Origin of the sequence: Pseudophaeobacter flagellatus, assembly GCF_021228235.1 — a bacterium.
GTDB classification, from domain to species: Bacteria; Pseudomonadota; Alphaproteobacteria; order Rhodobacterales; family Rhodobacteraceae; genus Pseudophaeobacter; species Pseudophaeobacter flagellatus.
Window position 1 is genome coordinate 1 of the sequence record NZ_JAJQRG010000002.1, and the last position, 20,242, is coordinate 20,242.

At 59.3% G+C, this 20,242-nt stretch carries 18 protein-coding genes and 1 tRNA gene; 7 read left to right on the top strand and 12 right to left on the bottom strand.

Annotation, left to right across the window (positions count from 1 at the left end; all coding sequences use genetic code 11):
- Positions 1-309: 309 nt before the first annotated feature.
- The 3 genes from msrQ to LRK71_RS03540 form a co-directional block, all read right to left on the bottom strand.
- Positions 310-909, bottom strand: a complete 600-nt coding sequence (msrQ, locus tag LRK71_RS03530; protein WP_232401151.1) for a protein-methionine-sulfoxide reductase heme-binding subunit MsrQ — start codon at positions 907-909, stop codon at positions 310-312.
- A gap of 49 nt (positions 910-958) precedes the next feature.
- Positions 959-1,870: a protein-methionine-sulfoxide reductase catalytic subunit MsrP gene (gene msrP / locus LRK71_RS03535; protein WP_232401153.1), complete on the bottom strand. Its 912-nt coding sequence runs from the start codon at positions 1,868-1,870 to the stop codon at positions 959-961.
- Positions 1,871-1,943: 73 nt separating this feature from the next.
- Positions 1,944-3,434, bottom strand: a complete 1,491-nt coding sequence (locus tag LRK71_RS03540; RefSeq protein ID WP_232401154.1) for an FMN-binding glutamate synthase family protein — start codon at positions 3,432-3,434, stop codon at positions 1,944-1,946.
- Positions 3,435-3,553: 119 nt separating this feature from the next.
- Here LRK71_RS03540 and LRK71_RS03545 point away from each other — a divergent pair, with 119 nt between their 5' ends.
- Positions 3,554-4,000, top strand: coding sequence for a DUF302 domain-containing protein (locus LRK71_RS03545; protein ID WP_232401155.1), 447 nt, complete (start codon positions 3,554-3,556; stop codon positions 3,998-4,000).
- A 228-nt stretch (positions 4,001-4,228) separates the two neighbouring features.
- Here LRK71_RS03545 and clpB read toward each other — a convergent pair whose 3' ends face one another.
- Positions 4,229-6,847: an ATP-dependent chaperone ClpB gene (gene clpB / locus LRK71_RS03550; RefSeq protein ID WP_232401156.1), complete on the bottom strand. Its 2,619-nt coding sequence runs from the start codon at positions 6,845-6,847 to the stop codon at positions 4,229-4,231.
- A gap of 250 nt (positions 6,848-7,097) precedes the next feature.
- On the opposite strand from clpB, the gene pyrF reads away from it, so the two are divergent.
- Positions 7,098-7,805: an orotidine-5'-phosphate decarboxylase gene (pyrF, locus tag LRK71_RS03555; RefSeq protein WP_232401157.1), complete on the top strand. Its 708-nt coding sequence runs from the start codon at positions 7,098-7,100 to the stop codon at positions 7,803-7,805.
- A 415-nt stretch (positions 7,806-8,220) separates the two neighbouring features.
- Here the strand turns inward: pyrF and LRK71_RS03560 are convergent, their stop codons facing one another.
- Positions 8,221-8,628, bottom strand: a complete 408-nt coding sequence (locus tag LRK71_RS03560; protein ID WP_232401158.1) for an NUDIX hydrolase — start codon at positions 8,626-8,628, stop codon at positions 8,221-8,223.
- Between the two features lie 97 nt (positions 8,629-8,725).
- On the opposite strand from LRK71_RS03560, the gene LRK71_RS03565 reads away from it, so the two are divergent.
- Positions 8,726-9,979 (top strand): DNA polymerase IV, encoded by a 1,254-nt coding sequence (locus LRK71_RS03565; protein WP_232401159.1) that lies wholly within the window; start codon positions 8,726-8,728, stop codon positions 9,977-9,979.
- Positions 9,980-10,086: 107 nt separating this feature from the next.
- Here LRK71_RS03565 and LRK71_RS03570 read toward each other — a convergent pair whose 3' ends face one another.
- Complete coding sequence (locus tag LRK71_RS03570) at positions 10,087-10,953, bottom strand: N-formylglutamate amidohydrolase (RefSeq protein ID WP_232401160.1); 867 nt, start codon at positions 10,951-10,953, stop codon at positions 10,087-10,089.
- Positions 10,954-11,109: 156 nt separating this feature from the next.
- Here LRK71_RS03570 and LRK71_RS03575 point away from each other — a divergent pair.
- The 4 genes from LRK71_RS03575 to LRK71_RS03590 all read left to right on the top strand — a co-directional run bounded on the left by LRK71_RS03575 (position 11,110) and on the right by LRK71_RS03590 (position 13,354).
- Positions 11,110-11,184: transfer RNA gene (locus LRK71_RS03575), tRNA-Val, on the top strand.
- Between the two features lie 80 nt (positions 11,185-11,264).
- Positions 11,265-11,390, top strand: a complete 126-nt coding sequence (ykgO, locus tag LRK71_RS03580) for a type B 50S ribosomal protein L36 (protein WP_008205324.1) — start codon at positions 11,265-11,267, stop codon at positions 11,388-11,390.
- Positions 11,391-11,665: 275 nt separating this feature from the next.
- On the top strand, positions 11,666-12,682 hold the full coding sequence (locus LRK71_RS03585) for a Fe(3+) ABC transporter substrate-binding protein (protein ID WP_232401161.1): 1,017 nt from the start codon (positions 11,666-11,668) through the stop codon (positions 12,680-12,682).
- A gap of 129 nt (positions 12,683-12,811) precedes the next feature.
- Positions 12,812-13,354: a GNAT family N-acetyltransferase gene (locus LRK71_RS03590; RefSeq protein WP_232401162.1), complete on the top strand. Its 543-nt coding sequence runs from the start codon at positions 12,812-12,814 to the stop codon at positions 13,352-13,354.
- Between the two features lie 21 nt (positions 13,355-13,375).
- On the opposite strand, the gene LRK71_RS03595 is transcribed toward LRK71_RS03590, so the two are convergent.
- From LRK71_RS03595 to LRK71_RS03620, 6 genes are all read right to left on the bottom strand, one after another.
- Positions 13,376-15,055, bottom strand: a complete 1,680-nt coding sequence (locus tag LRK71_RS03595) for an ABC transporter permease (protein WP_232401163.1) — start codon at positions 15,053-15,055, stop codon at positions 13,376-13,378.
- Positions 15,056-15,238: 183 nt separating this feature from the next.
- A complete protein-coding gene (locus LRK71_RS03600) occupies positions 15,239-16,456 on the bottom strand; it encodes a phenylacetate--CoA ligase family protein (RefSeq protein ID WP_232401164.1) in 1,218 nt (405 codons plus the stop codon).
- An 18-nt stretch (positions 16,457-16,474) separates the two neighbouring features.
- Entirely contained in the window at positions 16,475-17,311 is an 837-nt protein-coding gene (locus LRK71_RS03605) for an ABC transporter ATP-binding protein (RefSeq protein WP_232401165.1), read from the bottom strand.
- Positions 17,312-17,442: 131 nt separating this feature from the next.
- A complete protein-coding gene (locus LRK71_RS03610) occupies positions 17,443-18,726 on the bottom strand; it encodes an ABC transporter substrate-binding protein (protein ID WP_232401166.1) in 1,284 nt (427 codons plus the stop codon).
- A gap of 98 nt (positions 18,727-18,824) precedes the next feature.
- The gene (locus tag LRK71_RS03615; RefSeq protein ID WP_232401167.1) at positions 18,825-19,901 is read right to left on the bottom strand and encodes a branched-chain amino acid ABC transporter permease; all 1,077 of its coding nucleotides are present in this window, start codon (positions 19,899-19,901) and stop codon (positions 18,825-18,827) included.
- 3 nt (positions 19,902-19,904) lie between these two features.
- Positions 19,905-20,159: a hypothetical protein gene (locus LRK71_RS03620; protein WP_232401169.1), complete on the bottom strand. Its 255-nt coding sequence runs from the start codon at positions 20,157-20,159 to the stop codon at positions 19,905-19,907.
- Positions 20,160-20,242: the final 83 nt, after the last annotated feature.

Below are 20,242 nucleotides of genomic sequence, written 5' to 3' on the forward strand. Positions count from 1 at the left end.
CCCGCCTCATTCTGCCAATAAGTGCCCCGGTCTCTCCCGAGCGTCTCAACCGTCTCTCCGGCCCGTCCGGCCGCCGAAGCAACCCACCAGACCGCGTCGCCGCTGCCGGTAGAGGGGGTTCTAGTGTTAACTCAAACATCCCGCAACCCATAATTTCACAAAATCACATCTTTTTTCGAAAACCCCTGTTTTTTACTTATAATCAAATAATTACCGAGGCATTCGTTCAAGATATCACCCAAGATCCGCCCAAATTAGCCAGAGCAAGCTCAGAGCCCCGCCGACCGGGATCCTGCCCCGTCCCGCCCGTCAAGCGAGACGGCGTTTTGTCTGCCGGGGCAGCCGCAAGAGGAGCAGGGTCACAATGACTGCCAGATAGATCAATGGCTCCATCTGGAAGCCCTTTGCCAGCATCACGTAGTGCAGCCCCCCCAGCAGGGCGACCGGATAGGTCAGGAGATGCAGCTTGCGCCAGCGCGGGCCAAGCCAGCGCGTGGCGCGATTATTGGAGGTCAGCGCCAGTGGCAGCATCAGTACAAAGCCCGCCATACCGATGGTTATATAGGGGCGCTTTGCGATGTCGCGCAGGATGTGCGACAGGACCTGAACATCCAGAACCAGCCAGACCAAGAGATGCAGCGCAACATAGGAGAAGGCCAAAACCCCGATTGCACGCCGAAACCGCAACAGGTTCAGACCGGTAAAGCGGCGCAACGGTGTCACGAATAGCCCCAGGATCACCAATTGCAGCGCCGCTTCGCCCAGGCCATGTTCCAGCGCCTTGACCGGATCCGGCCCCGATCCGCCAGTCAGCCCCAGATACAACAGCCAGCCCGGATAAAGGGCGCCCAGCAGATAGAGCCCCCAGGGCGGCAGGCGGCGCAACATCTGATTACAACGGTCGATCATTCTGGCAAACCTCTTGTCCTGTGGTCTTGGGCTGCGGTGTCACTGTGGATCAAAAATGTTTGGCCAAATCCATACCCTCATAAAGACTGGCGACCTCGTCCTCGTAGCCGTTGAACATCAGCGTGTCGTCGCGCCCGGCAAACAGCCCGCCCCCAAGGCGGCGCTCGGTCGCCTGGCTCCAGCGGGGATGCGACACCTCTGGGTTCACATTGCTGTAAAAGCCGTATTCGCGGGCATTGGCCATGTTCCAACTGGTCTGCGGCTGCGTATCGGTCAGGCTGATGCGGACGATGGATTTGATCGATTTGAAGCCGTATTTCCATGGCACCACCAAGCGCAGCGGCGCGCCGTTCTGATTGGGCAGCTCCTTCCCAAAGATCCCGGTCGCCATCAGCGTCAGCGGATGCATCGCCTCGTCCAGGCGCAGGCCCTCGCGGTAGGGCCAGTCCAGCACCGGATAAGCGGTGCCGGGCATTTCAGACGGGCGGTACAGGGTTTCAAAGCTGACGTATTTTGCCCCCTCCTGTACCCCGGCCAGCGCCAGAAGATCCGCCAGTTCAAACCCCATCCAGGGCACCACCATCGACCAGGCTTCGACGCAGCGGAACCGATAGATGCGCTCTTCTAGGGTCATTTCCCCCAGGATCTGCTGGAAATCATAGTCGCCGGGGCGATCCACCAAACCGTCGATCTTGACGCTCCAGGGTTTGGTGGTCAGCTGGCCAGCGTTTTTCGCAGGATCCCCCTTGCCGGTTCCAAATTCATAGTAGTTGCAATAGGTGGTCACATCCTCCCAGGAGTTTGGCTCTAGTGTTTCGGCCTGTGCCGCCCCTGGCAGCGCACCAAGCCCTGCCAGCCCAGCCATGCCGCCAAGTCCCGCCATGATCTGGCGGCGATTCAAATAGGCCTGCTTCGGCGTCACATCAGCGGCACTCAGGGTATTGGTCCAGCGGTGGGCCATGGCGGCGTCTCCTCGAAAATTGCTCTCATGGGAGACCTAACGCAGGGCAGAGCCTAGGCCAAAACATATCCTGTCACGTCTGCGCGATGTTACTGTAACTTGGCTGAATTTCGTTCATCGGTCGCGAACCGCCATTGTCCTGCATAATCCGCACATGGCGGCGGCGCAGCCTGCGTGGTTCTGTTACCCCAACTGAATGGGCAATGGTTTCGACCTCGTGGATTAGCTCAGTCGCATAGCGGGCGACACGTTTGTATTTGTCTTCGACCACCAATCCCTTTTGAAATCGCGGGTCATGGGTGGTGATGCCGGTCGGGCAGGTGTTCTTGTTGCACTTCAACGCCTGGATGCAGCCCAGCGAAAACATGAAGCCACGCGCCGAGGTGACAAAATCCGCCCCCGCAGCCAGGGCCCAGGCAACATCGCTTGGGTTGATCAGCTTACCACTGGCGATCAGCCGGATACGGTCGCGAAAGCCGTATTCATCGCGCAAATCACAGACCAGTGGCAGGGCTTCGCGCACCGACATGCCCACCAGATCGATCAAGGGCATCGGCGCCGCGCCGGTCCCCCCCTCGCCGCCGTCAATGGTGATGAAATCTGGCACATCTGCCGGGCGGGCCGCCATATGCAGGAACATCTCGCGCATCACCACCTCAGAGCCAGCCACGGTCTTGATGCCCACCGGTTTGCCTGTCACCTCGCGTAGGTGGGCAACCATATCCAGCAATTCGTCAAAATTGGTCATCTCCGGATGCCGATTGGGGGAAATGCTGGCCTCGCCTTCGGGAATGCCACGAATTTCGGCGATCTCTGCGCTTACTTTGGCGGCAGGCAGGATGCCACCCTTGCCCGGCTTGGCCCCCTGCGCCAGCTTCAGCTCAAACATCCGAACCGTCGGATTTTCCGCCACCGCGCGCAGCCTCTCATCGTTCAGCCCGCCTTCGGCATTGCGTACGCCATATTTGGCGGTGCCGATCTGAAACACCAGATCACAGCCCCCCTCCAGGTGATAGGGGCTCATGCCGCCTTCGCCGGTATTGAGCCAGACCCCAGCTTCACGCGCCCCCCGGCTAAGCGCGCGCACTGCCGGTTTTGACAGCGCGCCATAGCTCATACCCGAGACATTAAAGAAAGAAGGCGCCCGATAAGGCACCCGCGCGCCCGCACCAATCACCATGGGTTCGGTACTGGCATATTGGTCATCCAGCGGTGGGAACGGTGCGTTGACAAAAATCGGCGTGCCCGGCACCTCGGTGTTGCGGGTAGAACCAAAGGCAACTGTATTGCCCTCTCCCTTGGCGGCCCGGTCTACCCAGTCGCGCTGTGCACGGTTAAAAGGCAGCTCTTCACGGTCCATGGCAAAGAAATACTGGCGAAAGAACTCCCCCATGGTGCTGAACAGATGCCGGAAGCGGCCAATCACCGGATAGTTCCGCCGGATCGCATCCCCGGTCTGCATTCGGTCCACCACAAACAGCAGCAGCGTCACAAGCACCAAGGCCCCCAATGCGAAAACAAAGCCAATGGCGAGAAATTCTATAGCCTTTGCCGCGAAACCCATGCAGAAACTCCTATATATCGATGAGACAGGTGGCCAGACGCTGCCTGTTCCTATCCTCCTAACGTGAGGAGGATACCCGCAATGGGCAAGCCACCGTCGTTCACATTGGGAGATGCCAGATGAAATATTTCACCGCAGTCGCCGCCTTTAGCATCAGTGCCACGCTGATGGTGCCCGCCTCGGCGCAGGATATGGTCAGCTATCGCAGCGGGCTGGCCTATGACGATGTCACCTTTGGGTTGGAAAATGCCATCACCAACCATGGGCTGGTGGTTGATCATGTCAGCCATGTCGGTGAAATGCTGGAGCGCACCCGCAGCGCTGTCGGGTCTGATGTCGTGCTGTTCCAGCAGGCAGATGTCTATTCCTTCTGCTCGGCCAAGCTATCGCGTCAGGTGATGGAGGCCAATCCGATGAACATCACCTTCTGTCCCTATGACATCTTTGTCGCCCAGCGCCCCGGCGAGGAAGCCGTCACCATCGGTTTTCGCGCCTTCCCAGAGGGCGAAATGCAGATCATCCAGACCCTGCTGGACGAAATCGTACAGGAAGCCATCGAAGAATAAGCCCCAACTCCGCGGCATGACCAACCGCCGCAACCGGGCGGGGTTGGCCCCATCAACACAAAGCCCGCCAGAACTGGCGGGCTTTGTTTGTTCTGCACTCTGATCAGCTAAAGCGGCCCGTCTTTAACCTGAAGCAGGGGAAAGGCGCGGCGCGGCGCGGCATGACCTCTCAATGTGAGCGCGTTCTGCCACAAACCGTCAGTCAAGTTTATGGCAGAACGCTTTAGATCAGTGCACCACCGCATCATCAGGTTTTGGGCGGTCGGTGGAGCCAAGGCGATCGCCGATGATCAACCCGTCGCCACCTGCCGAAACGGGGATGGTATCACCGTCCTTGACCTCGCCGCTCAACAGCAGCTCCGCCAGGGCGTTCTGCAAGGCACGCTGGATCACCCGCTTGAGCGGACGCGCGCCAAACACCGGATCATAGCCTTCATTCGCCAGCCAGGTCTTGGCACTGTCGTCCAGCGCCAGAGTGATCTTGCGCGCGGCCAGGCGTTTGGCCAAGCGAGCCATTTGAATATCGACGATACCGTCCATATCGGCACGCGCCAGACGGTCAAAGATGATGGTCTCATCCAGACGGTTGAGGAACTCGGGCCGGAAATGCGCCCGTACCGCATCCATGACGTCCCGTTTGGCATCCGAGGCATCCGCCCCTTCGGGCAGCTGGCTCAGCGCCTGGGCACCAAGGTTCGAGGTCAGGATGATCAGCGTCTGCTTGAAATCAACCGTGCGCCCCTGGCCATCGGTGAGCATACCGTCGTCCAGAACCTGCAACAGCACGTTAAAGACATCCGGGTGCGCTTTTTCCACCTCGTCAAACAGCACCACCTGATAGGGCCGACGACGCACCGCTTCGGTCAGCGCCCCGCCTTCGTCATAGCCGACATAGCCGGGAGGCGCGCCAATCAGACGGGCGACGCTGTGTTTCTCCATGTATTCCGACATGTCTATCCGCACCATGGCGTTGTCATCATCGAACAGAAAGTTCGCCACCGCCTTGGTCAGCTCTGTCTTGCCCACCCCGGTTGGTCCAAGGAAGAGGAAAGAGCCCAGCGGCCGGTTTTCATCGTTCAGCCCGGCCCGTGCACGGCGCACCGCATTGGCCACCGCTGTCACCGGCGCATTCTGGCCAATGACACGGGAATGCAGCGCGTCTTCCATGCGCAGCAGCTTGTCGCGCTCGCCCTCCAGCATTTTGGAGGTTGGAATACCGGTCCAGCGCTCCACCACCCCGGCAATCTGTTCAGGACGCACGGCCTCTTCGACCATCACACCCTGCTCTTCGCGGCTTTCCGCCTCGGAGAGTTGCTTCTCCAGGTTTGGAATGACGCCGTAGGACAGCTCACCGGCCCGGGCCAGATTTGCCTCGCGCTTGGCGATTTCCAGATCAGCGCGCGCCCGGTCCAGCTGCTCTTTCAGGTCTCGCGCACCAGCAAGCTTATCCCGCTCTGCCTGCCATTTTGCAGTCATTTCAGCGGATTCTTCCTGCAGATCCGACAGCTCCTTTTGCAAGACCTCAAGACGGTCCTTGGAGGCCATGTCATCCTCAACCTTCAGGGCCTGCTCTTCGATCTGCATCTGCAGGATCTGACGGTCCAGCGCATCCAGCTCTTCTGGTTTGCTGTCCACCTGCATACGCAACCGACTGGCGGCCTCGTCCATCAGGTCGATGGCTTTGTCTGGCAGGAAGCGATCAGTTATATAGCGGTTCGACAGGGTTGCCGCCGCGACCAAGGCCGCATCCGCAATCCGCACCCCGTGATGCAGCTCATACTTTTCCTTAATGCCACGCAGGATCGAAATGGTGTCTTCAACCGTCGGCTCCTGAATCATGACAGGCTGGAAGCGACGGGCCAGGGCCGCGTCTTTTTCCACATATTTGCGGTATTCATTCAAAGTGGTGGCACCGATGCAGTGCAGCTCCCCCCGCGCCAGCGCAGGTTTGATCAGGTTGGCGGCATCCATGGCGCCATCCGACTTACCCGCCCCGACAAGGGTGTGCATCTCATCAATAAACAGAATGATCTCACCCGCGGCCTCGGTGACTTCGGTCAAAACCGCTTTCAGGCGCTCTTCGAATTCACCACGATATTTCGCCCCGGCAATCAGCGAGCCCATATCCAGCGACAAAAGCTGCTTATCCCGCAGGGATTCGGGCACATCACCGTTGACGATGCGCAGGGCCATGCCTTCGGCGATGGCGGTTTTACCCACGCCAGGCTCACCGATGAGCACCGGATTGTTCTTGGTACGGCGCGACAGCACCTGCATGGCGCGACGAATTTCCTCATCCCGGCCGATGATAGGGTCAATCTTGCCTTCACGCGCCGCCTCGGTCAGGTCGCGGGCGTATTTCTTCAGCGCGTCATAGCCCTCTTCGGCAGTGGCACTGTCCGCAGTGCGGCCTTTGCGAATATCGTTGATTGCTTCATTCAGCTTTTGTGCGGTGACGTCGCCAGCTTCCAGCGCGTCCTTGGCTTTGGATTTCACCATGCAAAGCGCCATCAGTACCCGCTCGACAGGCACAAAGCTATCGCCGGCCTTCTCGGCAATCTTGCTTGCCTCATCCAGAACCTTGGCTGTTTGACCATCCAAGTAAACCTGTGCGGCATCACCGCTCACTTTGGGCAGTTTGCCAACGGCGATATTAACAGCCTCAACCACTCGGGCGGCGTTCCCACCGGATTTGCCAATCAAATTGCTGGCAAGCCCCTGATCGTCATCCATCAATGCTTTGAGAAGATGTTCTGGCACCATTCGCTGATGCTCTTCGCGCATAGCAATTGTCTGCGCCGCCTGCACGAAACCCCGTGCCCGCTCGGTGAACTTGTTCAAGTCCATGTCGTTCTCCTTAATACAAGCGCCCGAATACATATGGCAGCGCCCGCTTTGCGGCACGCCCCGGTTCGGGCCTCTCAGATAGATTTGGGAGGTCTTGCCGCCTCTTCAAGATCACAGTGATGCAATATTACTGAAAAATCACTGATACATGTCAAACCCGGGGCCTTGATCGGTGTTTTTTGGGCTTTCCTCGCATTGGGCAGCGCAGTAGGAAAGCGCAATTCCCACAGCCCAAGCCCCGGAGAGCCCCATGTCCCAGACCACAGCCGACGACCGCCTGATTGTTGCCATGGACGTGCCCGATGCCCTTGCCGGGTTGAAGCTGGCCGAACAGCTGGGCGATACTGTGTCCTTTTACAAGATCGGCCTGGGCATGTTGACTGGCGGCGGCCTGGCGCTGGCAAATGAAATGAAGCACGAGCTTGGCAAGAAGATCTTTCTCGACATGAAGCTCTTTGACATCGGCGCCACGGTTGAGAGCGCGGTGCGCGGGCTGGCGCAGTTCGATCTGGATTTCCTCACCGTGCACGGCGACCCCAATGTGGTGCGCGCTGCCAAGGAAGGTGCCGCTGGCAAAGACATGAAAATTCTGGCGGTGACCATTCTGACCTCGCTGGATCGAAGTGATCTGGACGGTGCACTGGTCAAGCCCGGCGATATCCGTGACCTGGTGCAGGAACGTGCGGGCAATGCCTTTGCAGCGGGGGCGGATGGCGTCATCGCCAGCCCGCAAGAAGCCGGCCTGATCCGCGCCCTGCCTGAAGCCGCAGGCAAATTGATCGTCACCCCCGGCGTGCGCCCGGCTGGCGCGGCCCTGGGCGATCAGAAACGCGTCGCCACCCCAGCAACAGCCATTGCCGATGGTGCAGATCACATCGTTGTCGGCCGCCCCATCTGGCAGGCCAGCAACCCGCGCGCCGCCGCTCTTGCCATCCTGGACGAGTTGAAAACCGCCTGAAACGGCCCACCAAAAAAGCGAGACTACCGGTCAGATCCGGCCATCGCCTAAAAAAGCATCAAAAATAAACTTTATCCCGGCGTTGCTGCTGATCGCGCCACCGCCGGGGCCCGACCGCTTTACGTAGGGTCAAGCTGCTGTATTGATGTGGAAATCCTCTCCACCCTGCACTGCTGTGCCAAATTGTCTCGTGACGGGAAAGCCACAGAACCAGATGCCACACCGCTGCAGGCAAACGATGGGATTTGCGAAACCCGACAATATCGGTGATTCTAGAGGTGAGACACTCCCCTGACGAGCTCCTCTTCCTGAGGTTCGTCTGCCTGGCCCCCGCCATCGCGCGGGGGAATTTTTTGCCCGCGCGCAGATCCCCTGACAGATTGACGTGAACTCAACCACCGGTGGCAACCGACCGTCAGCCCGACAGCCGTCCGAGGTAGTCGCGCAACTGCCCGGCAAAATGCGGCACCGCCAGCGGGTGATCACAGTAGGCCTGCGGGCGCATCAGCTGCCAGCATTGCCCCTCATCGCCCAGGCGCACCTGCTGCTGCAATTCGGCGGGCTGATGACTGACAAAGAACCAAACCAGGCCGCGCGGGCGGCGATAGCTATTGGACCAGGTCAGATCGCTGGCGACAAGGGACAGGCGGACTTCCTCATAGGTTTCGCGCAGGGCACAGGCCTGCGGCGTCTCATCGCCTTCGCGGCCACCGCCCGGCAGATCCCAATAGCCCGGATAGGGAATATCCGGGCGATCATCACGCTTGATGACCAGCAGATCCGCCCCAAGAAAAAGCGCCAGTTTGGCACCGGAAAAAGACATATCCACCCTTTGCAAACGCGAAGCCCTACAGACGAATCCCCGAATGGCCGATAAAATGCAGCACAGCCTCTGACACAGATAAAGCCCCCATCCCACCATGCAAGCCCTTTGCCGTGATTGCCTTCACCAGATTGCCCCAGCGCGGCGCTGCCCAGACTGCGGCAGCCCGCGCAGCATCCAGCATGCAGAGCTGTTTTCCCTGACCATCGCGCATATGGACTGCGATGCCTTTTACGCCAGCGTTGAAAAACGCGATAACCCGGCACTGGCTGGCAAACCTGTGATCATCGGCGGCGGCAAACGCGGCGTGGTATCGACCGCCTGCTATGTGGCGCGCATCTCTGGCGTGCGCTCGGCGATGCCGATGTTTCAGGCGCTGAAACTCTGCCCCGATGCCGTGGTGATCAAACCGCGCATGTCCGCCTATGTCGAAGTCAGCCAGATGGTACGCGCGATGATGGACGAGTTAACCCCGGATATTGAGCCCCTGTCCCTGGACGAGGCCTTCATGGATCTCTCTGGCACCCAGAAACTGCATGGGCGCCCGCCGGCGGTCATGCTGGCGCGGCTGGTCAAACGGATGAAGGATGAACTGGGCATCACCGGGTCAATCGGGCTGTCGCATAACAAATTCCTGGCCAAGGTGGCCTCGGATCTGGACAAGCCGCGCGGCTATTCGGTGATTGGCAAGGCGGAAACCGCCAGCTTTCTGCGCGACAAGCCTGTACGACTGATCTGGGGCATTGGTCCGGCCACGCAGGCCGCGTTGGAAAAGGCCGGCATTCGCACCTTTGCCGATCTGCTGCGCTGGGAACGGCAAGACCTGAACGCGCGCTTTGGTGGCACCGGTGATCGGCTCTGGCATCTGGCGCGCGGCCAGGACCGCCGCCGGGTTTCCGCCAATGCGCCGGTCAAGTCGATCTCGAAAGAGACCACATTCATGGAAGACACCGCCAGCCTGGAGGTGCTTGACGGTCATCTGTGGCGGCTGGCGGTACAGGTGGCGGATCGCGCCAAGGCCAAGGCCAAGGCAGGCCGGGTTGTCACCCTGAAGCTGAAGCGCGCCAATCATTCCGCCCTGACCCGGCGCCTGTCCCTGCACAGCCCAACCCAGCTGGCCGATGTGATCTATCGCCAATCGCGGGCCTTGCTGGATCAGGTCGGCAATCAGGGGCCCTATCGCCTGCTCGGCTGTGGCATCTCGGATCTGGTGCCCGAATCGCAGGCCGATACCAGTGGTGACCTTCTGGACCCGCTGGCCGAAAAACGTGCCCAGGCAGAACGTGCCACCGATGCCATTCGCAAACGTTTTGGCGAGGACGCCATCCGCAAGGGCCGTGCCCTGCGCTAGAGCATGTTGCGCAATATGCCAAATCAAACCAGGAGAGCCAGTCGCCTGAATGCAAATGAACGCGACTGGCTCTAGCAACCGCACCACCACAAGCGTCCTGCTGCCGGCTATTCAGCCGCCAGCCGCCGCCTGTCCTGGTCGATACCTATTTTGACGATCTGCCCGGCAACCTGCCCCAGCAGCGCCTTTACCTCGGCGAAACGCGCATTGGGCCGCACCTGTGCCTCGTCCATATATAAAGAGCGGTCGATTTCCACCTGCACTGCATGCTGCCGCCGCGAGGGACGACCATAGGCCTGGGTGATATAGGCACCGGCAAAGGGCGCGTTGCGGGCCACGCGCAGCCCGGCCTGCACAAAGGCCGCCTCAACCAGGTCCATCACCTCGGTTGCAGCTGAAGATCCAAACCGATCCCCCAGAACCACCTCGGGCAGCGCCGCCCGATGGGTCGGGAGGTTTGCCACTGCTTCATGCGGCATGGAGTGGCAATCAATCAGCACCGCCTGGCCGAAACGGTCATGCGCCTGGCGCAGCAACCCCTGCAGGGCCGCGTGATAGGGGTACCAAATCTGGTCGATTCGCTGCAGCGCCTCTTGCCGGGGCATCTTGCCATGGTAGATCGCCCGGCCATTGGCCACCACCCGCGGAATCACCCCTAAGCCCGAGGCCACCCGCGGGTTCTGCCCCCGGCGCGGTACGCCTTCGATCAAGGCCGGGTCCAGTTCTCCCGGGGCGCGATTGAGATCGATATAGGCCCGCGGCTGGGTCGCCAGCAGCAGCGGCGCCCCGAATCCAGGCACATCGGCAAAAAGCTGGTCGACAAAGGCATCCTCTGAGCTGCGAATCTGCTGTTGGTTCAGAATCGTGCCCTGCACGAAGCTCGGCTCATAGTATGACCCGCTATGCGGCGAGGCAAAAACCACCGATGACGTCAGTTCAGTGGGTGAAATAACGGAAAATGCGCGCTTTGACATAGGTGCTTCTGCCCTTGGTTCCTCGAAATCACCATAGAGCGAAAATTCTACGACCAAAAGCTCTTGCGCCCCTGCGCGACTCTGATTATAGACCCCTTCACCGGCGCGGCTACCACGCTCCAATCACTTGGTGTAGGGCAGTCGCAAGGGTTTCATGGGCGCTTAGCTCAGCGGTAGAGCACTTCGTTGACATCGAAGGGGTCACAAGTTCGAACCTTGTAGTGCCCACCATGAATTCATTGTTTTGGCCATTCGGTCGGAACGCCCGCAAACCCAGGCGCTGGTTCGCGCCGCAGAACAGGAGAATGACTATGAAAGTCAAGAACTCGCTCCGCTCGCTCAAGAACCGGCACCGTGATTGCCGCATTGTGCGTCGCAAGGGCCGCGTATATGTGATCAACAAGACACAGCCGCGCTTCAAAGCACGCCAAGGCTGAGACTAAGATCTCGCTTTGTTAAAAAGACCGCATCTTCGGGTGCGGTTTTTTTGCGTTTGTACACCCGTGCCAGTGCAACTGCCCGCTGGGTTTTGGGTGCTCTGGCGCGCCGCTCTGCCCTGAGGGACCCAGCCTCGGGCCCGTCTGGACTGGCGCGGAAATAGGGGTGAAATTTTTCCGATGGTTTTAGTAGGTTTCTATTTCCCTTCAGTGGTTTTTTCTATATTCGACTAAATAAGTCAGAAAATAACGTCACTCTGGAGATCACAATCGCTATGTTGAAAGCCACCACCATCCTCGCAGGGACCCTTGCTGCAACTCTTGCGACCTCGGCTGCTGCCGAAGGCGAAGTAAACCTGTATTCGTCGCGTCACTACGACACCGACGAGCGCCTCTATTCAGATTTCGAAGAGGCCACCGGCATCACCATCAACCGGATCGAAGGCAAGGCAGACGAGCTGATCGCCCGCATGACCGCTGAAGGTGCCAACTCTCCGGCTGATATCCTGCTGACCGTCGATACATCGCGCCTGGCCCGGGCCAAAAACGCAGGCGTTTTGCAAAGCATCGACAGCGATGTTCTGGAAACCAGCGTTCCCGGTTACCTGCAGGACGCCGACAACCAGTGGTTTGGTTTTTCCCAGCGTGCCCGCATCATTTTCTACGACAAGGCAGATGTGGCAAACCCGCCGCGCACCTATCTGGATCTGGCCGACCCTGCCTACAAAGGCCTGGTCTGCATCCGGTCTTCCTCGAACACCTATAACCAGACGCTGCTCGCCTCGATCATCACCCACCACGGTGCCGAGGTTGCCAAGGACTGGGCTGAAGGCATGGTCGCCAATATGGCGCGCGCGCCACAGGGCGGCGATACCGATCAGCTGCGCGGCATTGTCTCGGGCGAGTGCGAAATTTCGGTCGCCAACAGCTACTACTTTGCCCGTTCCATCCGCAAAGAGGTCAAGGGCCTGTCTGCTGACCGCGACATGATCGGCTGGATCTTCCCCTCGCAGGACGCCGAAGGCGCGCATATGAACCTGTCCGGTGGCGGCGTTGCTGCCCATGCGCCAAATCGCGACAACGCGGTCAAATTCCTGGAATATCTCGCCTCTGAAAAGGCGCAGCAGTATTTCTCGGCTGGCAACGATGAATTCCCTGCCGTGCCCGGTATTGGCCTGGCGCCAAGCATCGCCGCACTGGGGCATTTCAAGCCTGATGATGTGAACCTGTCGGAGGTGGCCAAGAACATCCCCGAAGCGCAAAAAATCTTTGATGCGGTGGGCTGGGAATAATCCTGTCACCCCTCTGATCTGCTGAAAAATTAGGCAAAGGCGCGGGGAAACCTGCGCCTTTTCTGTGTCTGGCATTTCCTTGCCAGCATCGGTTTGCCACTCTGTCCGCATCCGCAACCGGAGCTCCAGATGACATCCCACCCCGTGCCGACGATCCGCCAGCTGACCGCGCCCGAGCTGGCGCAACACTGCGCCGCTCTCAGTGATATTCTGGTGACCAGCGTCGAAGCCGGTGCCAGCGTCGGCTTCATCCTGCCCTTTACAACAGAAGATGCGGCTGCCTTTTGGGACGGCCGTGTCTTTCCGGCGGTTCAACGCGGCGACGTCCGGCTGTTTGGTGCCTTTGTGCAAGATGACGTCTTGCTGGGGACCGTGCAGCTCTCGCTGGCGATGCCTGCCAACCAGCCCCATCGCGCCGATGTGGCCAAGCTGCTGGTGCATCCAAGGGCACGCCGCGCCGGATTGGGGCGCAGCCTGATGCTGGCGCTCGAAGCCGAGGCATGCCAGTTGGGCAAGACATTACTGGTGCTTGATACCCGTTCGGGCGATCCGTCACAGCAGCTCTATGAAAGCCTGGGCTACCGCGTGGCCGGTTCGGTGCCAGGATTTTGCCGCCACCCCAACGCCGAGATCTATGAGGCCACGACCTACCTGTACAAAGCGCTCACGTAGCGCCTCGACCGGCACCATGCGCTAGCGGCGTCGACCCACTTGGCGACAGATCAGAATCACTGGCAGCAGCCCCACTGCCATGATCACCAGCGAGGGCACCGCCGCCCCCTCCAGTCGCTCATCCGAGGCGAGCCGGTAGGCCTGCACCGCCAGCGTGTCATAATTGAAAGGTCGCATGATCAAGGTGGCGGGCAGCTCTTTCATCACATCGACAAACACGATCAGCAGCGCTGTCAGCAGGCTCGGGGTGAGCAGCGGCAGATGCACCCGGCGCAACATGCCCAGCGGCCCCTGCCCCAGAGAGCGCGCCGCCGAATCCATATTGGCATGCACAGTGGATTGCCCGCTTTCATAAGCGCCAAGCGCCGCCGCCAGAAAGCGCACCATATAGGCCCCGACCAGCAACCAGATTGACCCCGAAATCAGCAGCCCGGTGCGGATCTCAAAGTTGGCCCGCATCCAGGCGTCCAAAGCATTGTCAAATGCAGCAAAAGGGACCATCAACCCCACCGCGATCACCCCGCCTGGCACCGCATAGCCCAAGCGCGACATATAGGCCGCCAGCGCCGAGCTGCGCCCCGGACGCAGCCGTTGATAAAAACCAAGACAGATTGCCGCCATGACCGTCAACAGCGCCGCCAGCGTCGCCAGCAACAGGGAATTTTGCAGGAAACCGATATAACGGCTGCTGAACAGGTTCTGCTCTGACTGCAGCCCCATGTTGAACAGGATGATCAGCGGCAGCAAAAAGCCAAAACAAACCGGCAGAGCACAGAGGATCCAGGCAAAAAAGGCCTGTCCGCCCTTCAGATCAGCTGGTGGCATCGGCGCATGTTGCCTACCCGCCTGATGATACCGCGCCTTGCCGCGGGTGGACCGTTCGATCACCGCCAGCACCAGGGCAAGACAGAGCAGGCACAGCGCCAGCTGCGCCGCCCCGGCCCGATCCCCCATGGAAAACCAGCTGGTGTAGATCCCGGTGGCAAAGGTCTGGACGCCAAAATAGGATACGGTGCCAAAATCCGCGATGGTCTCCATCACCGTCAGCAAAACCCCCGTGGCAATTGCCGGACGCGCCATCGGCAGACTGACCAGCCAAAAGGCCTGAAAGGCACTTTTACCAAGTGCCCTGGCGGCCAGAAAGGCACCGCCGCTTTGTTGAAGAAATGCGGCCCGCGCCAGCAGATAGACATAGGGGTAAAGCACCAGCACAAGCATCGCTGCCGCCCCGCCAAGGGATCGGATTTCCGGGAACCAGTAATCGCGCGGCCCCCATCCCGTCACCGCGCGCAGCGACGTCTGCACGATGCCGGGATGATCCAGAATGAAAGTATAGGCATAGGCCAGCACATAGGCCGGAAAGGCCAGAGGCAGAATCAGCGCGATCTCAAATATCCGCACGCCGGGAAACCGTGTCATGGTCACCAGCCAGGCCGCCCCCACCCCGATGGCCAGGGTGCCCACAGAGACCAGAAACACCAACCCGATAGTGGTCAGCGCATAGCGCGGCAGCACCGTGTCTAACAGATGCTGGATGGTCTCTGTGCCACCAGTCAGCGCCGCCAGCGCCACCGCAACCATGGGCAGGATACAGGCCAATGCAACGCACCAGGCCAGAGTAGAGAACACTCTGGTTCCGGCGTGTCGCCCACGGCGATTGCCCTGAGGGGCGTAATCTTTGGTCTCTTTTACGGCAGTCATGCGGTCCGCTCTTGGTCTGTTTTTGCGCGTCCCCTCTTATGCGATTATTTTGGTCAGAAACTCCAGCCGGAAACCAGTGTTCTGCCAGTTGGAACTGGCCTTCAGGCGGCGGGGAACGAAAAAATCCCCCCAAGGGTCGGCAGACCACCTGGAGGGACAAACAGAGCAAGCTGCACGCGCTGCCTAGTCGTAGCTGCGCTGGTCCTCGATCACCACGCCATCCTTGGGCAGGGCACCGGGCGGGACAACTTCGATACGACCCTTGAGTTTCAGAACCTCAATCACCGATTTTCCAAAGCTGATTTCATCGCCAGCGCTGGCCTCAATCTGCACCGTCATGGTGTCCATTTCGCCATCGCGGGCGGCAATGACACGTGCCTTGACGATCTCGTCATGTTTATCCACCAGTGCGGCGACCTGTTCGGGCCGCACAAACATGCCCTTGATCTTGGTGGTCTGATCTGCGCGGCCCATCCAGCCCTTGATCCGCATATTGGTCCGCCCACAGGGAGAGACCCCAGGCATGACAGCGGAAAGATCACCCGTAGCAAAACGGATCAGTGGATAATCCGGGTTCAGCGTTGTCACGACGACTTCGCCCACTTCGCCGGGGGCAACGGGTGTCCCGGTGCCAGGGGTGACGATTTCGACAATGACCATTTCATCGACAATCATGCCCTCCATTGCGGCGCTCTCATAGGCGATATTGCCCAAATCCGCCGTGGCATAGCTTTGTAGGCAGGTGATACCGCGATCAGCGTATTCCTGGCGCAGCGACGGGAACAACGCGCCGCCACCAACAGCGGCTTTGGTAAAGCCAAGCGTCACGCCCATGGCATCAGCCTTATCCAGAATAACCTTCAGATAATCCGGGGTGCCGGCATAGGCCGTCGCCCCCACATCACGTGCGGCAGTCACCTGAAGTTCGGTCTGGCCGGTGCCCGCAGGCAGCACGGTTGCCCCAACGGCGCGGGCACCACTTTCAAAGATCATGCCCGCAGGCGTCAGATGGTAGCCAAAGCAGTTTTGCACCACATCCCCCGGACCAATGCCAACCGCATGCAGGAAACGCCCCATGCGCCACCAGTCGTGATCCACCCCACCCGGTTCATAGATCGGGCCAGGCGACTGAAAGATATGGGCAAACCCCGTGGCTGGTTTCACGGTAAAGCCGCCAAAGGGTGCATTGGCTCCCTGCGCTTTGCTAAGGTCGGATTTGCGCAGCACTGGCAGGGCGGCCAGATCGGCAGCCGAGGTAATGGCGCGCGCGTCAATATCTTTCAGGCTGCCCGCATAGCCAGCTGCCGTTTGGGCCAGGGCAATCTGCCTTGGCAGGGCGGTGGCAAGGTTGCTGGCGCGCTGGTCGTCGGAACGCGTTTCCAAGCTATCATAATTGGTCATAGTCTCACCATCTCTCCCTTAGCTCAGCCACCGCTTGCGGCGGCGGTAAGACCGCACATCACGGAAGCTCTTGCGACCTTCGTCCGACATGCCAAGGTAGAATTCCTTTACATCGGGGTTTTCGCGCAATTCAGCCGCCGGGCCATCCATCACCACCCGACCGGATTCCAGAATATAGCCATAATGGGCATAGCGCAGCGCCACATTGGTGTTCTGTTCAGCCAAGAGGAAGGTCACGCCCTCTTGTTCGTTGATTGTCTTGACGATTTCAAAGATCTGTTCCACCAGCTGCGGTGCCAGCCCCATCGATGGTTCGTCCAGCAGGATAGTTTCAGGGCGGCTCATCAGGGCGCGGCCCATGGCCACCATCTGTTGTTCCCCACCAGAGGTATAGCCCGCCTGGCTTTTGCGGCGCTCTTTCAGACGCGGGAAATAGTTATACACCATCTCAAGGTCTTGCTGAATTGTGGCCCCGCTATCAGAGCGGGTATAGGCGCCGGTCAGCAGGTTTTCTTCGACTGTCAGGTGTTCAAAACAATGGCGCCCTTCCATCACCTGGATCACGCCATTGCGCACCAGATCGGCAGGGTCTGCATTATGAACGGTTTTGCCACGGTATTTCACCGATCCCTTTGTCACCTCGCCGCGCTCCGAGCGCAGCAGGTTGGAGATCGCCTTAAGCGTCGTGGTCTTACCAGCCCCGTTGCCCCCCAAAAGCGCGGTGATACCGCCCTTTGGCACATTGAGGCTGACGCCTTTCAGAACCAGGATCACGTGATTGTAGATCACCTCGACATTGTTGATCTCTAGCAGGGTCTCGGCCTGCACATCAGTGGTGTTGGCTGCATCCAGCATCAAAGTTGTCCTCATGCGGTCCAGGGCGCTGTGTATTTGGCGCATCCGGGTCTGTTCGGGGTGGTGCGGCAGCCCAGCCGCCGCACCGGATTAAGGCCCGACCCCACGGGAATGTGGGATCGGAGATAGGTTTACTGGCACCGAGGCTCGATACCGTTTTCAGACGCATAGGAAGCCGAATCTGCATCGATCAGCGGCTTGATCACATCGCTGTCCGTCTTCTGGAAATCGGCAATCAAGCTCCAGGTTTTGGACTCAGCATCCCACTGGGTCACGCCAACAAGGCCGGGACCGCCGTGGTTTTCGCAGCTCACGTTGAAGGCTGGACCAAAGTAGCGCATGCCAAGCGCAGACATGCGAGCCTCGGGCATTTCCAGGGCTTCCATACCATCGCGCATCATCGCAGGCGTGATGTCGGCAGTACCGTGCATTTCCTGCGCAGTCTTGGCAGCCTCAACCGCCAGCATCGCCGCGTAGAGACCGCGGTTATACAGAACGTTGCCGATCTGATCGCCCGCACCTGCAGCCAGGCCCTTATCGACGACGTATTTCTGAATGTCGTCAAACACCGGGAAATCACGACCAACATTGTGGAAGGTCACAGCCTTGTAGCCATCTGCAGCAGCGCCCGCCGACAGCACGTCATGCTCGGCACCAGACCACCAGACGCCAATGAAATTTTCCATTGGGAAACGGATATTTGCGGCTTCTTGAACGGCAACCTGGTTCATCACGCCCCAGCCCCACATCAAGACAAAGTCAGGACGCTCACGGCGGATCTGCAGCCACTGGGATTTCTGCTCCTGACCGGGGTGGTCAACAGGCAGGGTGGTCAGTTCAAAACCATGCTTGGCCGACAGCTCTTCCAGGGTGCGGATTGGCTCTTTACCGTAGGCAGAGTTGTGGAACACCAGGGCGATCTTCTTGCCTTTGAGGTCACCACCGTTTTCATCCAGCAGGTAGTTGATAATGCCGGATGCACCATCCCAGTAGTTGGCAGGATAGTTGAAGACATTGCCAAAGACTTCGCCATTGGCGGCCGAAGTCCGACCATAGCCCATGGTATGAAGCGGGATGCCGTCAGCGGCGGTTTTGGGAATCAACTGATAGGTGATCCCGGTCGACAAGGGTTGATAGACCAGGGCGCCTTCGCCTTTGGTGGATTCGTAGCATTCCACACCTTTTTCGGTGTTATAGCCGGTCTCACATTCGATCAGCCGTGTTTTCACACCACCAATGCCACCGTCGCGTTCGTTGACAAGGGTAAAATAGTCAGCATAGCCATCTGCAAACGGGATACCGCCCGCAGCATAGGGGCCGGTACGATAGCTCAGCGATGGGAACACCAGGTCCGCCATAGCCGGACCCGCAGCCATCATGGCGCCCAGCGCCAGAGTGGTAAGTTTCATTTTCATCGGTATTCATCCTCCCTTGGTCTCATCCGATAGTCGTCTTGGGTAGGCGGGGCTGTAACATTGATCTTGTCCCCGCCGCTCTTCTCGAACCTTACCGCTTAGTGCGGGAAGGGCCACAGTCTCAATTTTTCCTTGGCAACCCGCCAGAGCTGCGCCAGCCCATGCGGTTCCACGATCAGGAAAAACACGATCAGCGCCCCGACGATCACCAGCTGGAAATGCGCCACGATATCCGTGGGCCAGCCCAGCACATCAACGCCGACCACTTTCAGGATCACCGGCAGCAGGACCAGAAAGGCCGCGCCAGCAAAGGAACCAAAGATCGAGCCAAGACCACCAATGATCACCATGAACAACACCTGAAACGACTTGGTGATGCCAAAGGCCTCACCCACTTCAACCGCGCCGAGGTACAGCGCAAAGAACAGCGCGCCGGAGATCCCGATAAAGAAGCCTGAGACGGCAAAAGCCGTCAGCTTGGCTTTCAGCGGGTTTACCCCGATGATTTCCGCCGCAATATCCATGTCCCGGATTGCCATCCAGCTACGGCCGACCATGCCGCGGGTCAGGTTGCGGGCCACAAGGGCACAGAACGCCAGGAAAATCAGGCAGAACAGATAGGTCGCCCAGGCCGGTGCATTGGGGCCGGTGATCAGGATGCCAAAGGCTTCCCGCTCGGGTGCGTTGATCTGACCAGAAGCAGAGTAGTTGTAGAACCACGGCACCCGGTTGAACAACCAGACCAGGAAAAACTGCGCCGCCAGTGTTGCCACCGCCAGGTAAAAGCCCTTGATCCGCAGACTTGGCAGACCAAACAACACGCAGACCACCCCGGTGACCCCACCCGCCAGCAGCACATGAATGAACATGCTCACCTCGGGAAAGGCAGTCATCAGCTTGTAGCAGGCATAGGCACCCACCGCCATGAACCCACCGGTCCCCAGACTGACCTGACCGCAATAGCCCACCAGAATGTTGAGCCCGATTGCTGCGATCGAATAGATCAGAAATGGCAGCAGAATGGCGCTGGCCCAATAGTCATTGATGGTGAAGGGAATGACCAGAAAGGCAATGAGCAGCACAAAGTAATACCGGTAGCGATCAAACTTGATCGGGAAGGTCTGGCTGTCCTGTTCATAAGAGACTTTGAAGTCTCCGGCTTCGCGATAGAACATGGGTTAGATGCTCCCCTGTTGTTGCGCGCGGTTACGATCCACTGCGCTTATTTGATTGGATTCTTTGGCATATCCGCTCTGCTCGGCTGATTGGGCCAGGCTCAGATAGGCAATGAGGCCGGTAAAGAGCCCAGCAGCCGCCAGTAGCGCCGATGTCACGATCTGGGCTTCGGTAAATCCATCAGCGCTAAGCGCCAGGAAACCAAAGGCCCAGAACCCGGACCAGGATATAACGTTGATGATGGCGATAAGCTTCATCTGTCATCTGTTCCTTTTATAGGCGCCAGATCGGCGCGGGCTGCGGCAGTTTGCGAAGGCTCTTGTCACGCCCCATCCCCTGT

Coding starts and splice junctions, on each gene's coding strand:
- msrQ (WP_232401151.1), bottom strand. CDS start 909: ATGATCGACCGTTGTAATCAGATGTTGCGCCGCCTGCCGCCCTGGGGG.
- msrP (WP_232401153.1), bottom strand. CDS start 1,870: ATGGCCCACCGCTGGACCAATACCCTGAGTGCCGCTGATGTGACGCCG.
- LRK71_RS03540 (WP_232401154.1), bottom strand. CDS start 3,434: ATGGGTTTCGCGGCAAAGGCTATAGAATTTCTCGCCATTGGCTTTGTT.
- LRK71_RS03545 (WP_232401155.1), top strand. CDS start 3,554: ATGAAATATTTCACCGCAGTCGCCGCCTTTAGCATCAGTGCCACGCTG.
- clpB (WP_232401156.1), bottom strand. CDS start 6,847: ATGGACTTGAACAAGTTCACCGAGCGGGCACGGGGTTTCGTGCAGGCG.
- pyrF (WP_232401157.1), top strand. CDS start 7,098: ATGTCCCAGACCACAGCCGACGACCGCCTGATTGTTGCCATGGACGTG.
- LRK71_RS03560 (WP_232401158.1), bottom strand. CDS start 8,628: ATGTCTTTTTCCGGTGCCAAACTGGCGCTTTTTCTTGGGGCGGATCTG.
- LRK71_RS03565 (WP_232401159.1), top strand. CDS start 8,726: ATGCAAGCCCTTTGCCGTGATTGCCTTCACCAGATTGCCCCAGCGCGG.
- LRK71_RS03570 (WP_232401160.1), bottom strand. CDS start 10,953: ATGTCAAAGCGCGCATTTTCCGTTATTTCACCCACTGAACTGACGTCA.
- ykgO (WP_008205324.1), top strand. CDS start 11,265: ATGAAAGTCAAGAACTCGCTCCGCTCGCTCAAGAACCGGCACCGTGAT.
- LRK71_RS03585 (WP_232401161.1), top strand. CDS start 11,666: ATGTTGAAAGCCACCACCATCCTCGCAGGGACCCTTGCTGCAACTCTT.
- LRK71_RS03590 (WP_232401162.1), top strand. CDS start 12,812: ATGACATCCCACCCCGTGCCGACGATCCGCCAGCTGACCGCGCCCGAG.
- LRK71_RS03595 (WP_232401163.1), bottom strand. CDS start 15,055: ATGACTGCCGTAAAAGAGACCAAAGATTACGCCCCTCAGGGCAATCGC.
- LRK71_RS03600 (WP_232401164.1), bottom strand. CDS start 16,456: ATGACCAATTATGATAGCTTGGAAACGCGTTCCGACGACCAGCGCGCC.
- LRK71_RS03605 (WP_232401165.1), bottom strand. CDS start 17,311: ATGCTGGATGCAGCCAACACCACTGATGTGCAGGCCGAGACCCTGCTA.
- LRK71_RS03610 (WP_232401166.1), bottom strand. CDS start 18,726: ATGAAAATGAAACTTACCACTCTGGCGCTGGGCGCCATGATGGCTGCG.
- LRK71_RS03615 (WP_232401167.1), bottom strand. CDS start 19,901: ATGTTCTATCGCGAAGCCGGAGACTTCAAAGTCTCTTATGAACAGGAC.
- LRK71_RS03620 (WP_232401169.1), bottom strand. CDS start 20,159: ATGAAGCTTATCGCCATCATCAACGTTATATCCTGGTCCGGGTTCTGG.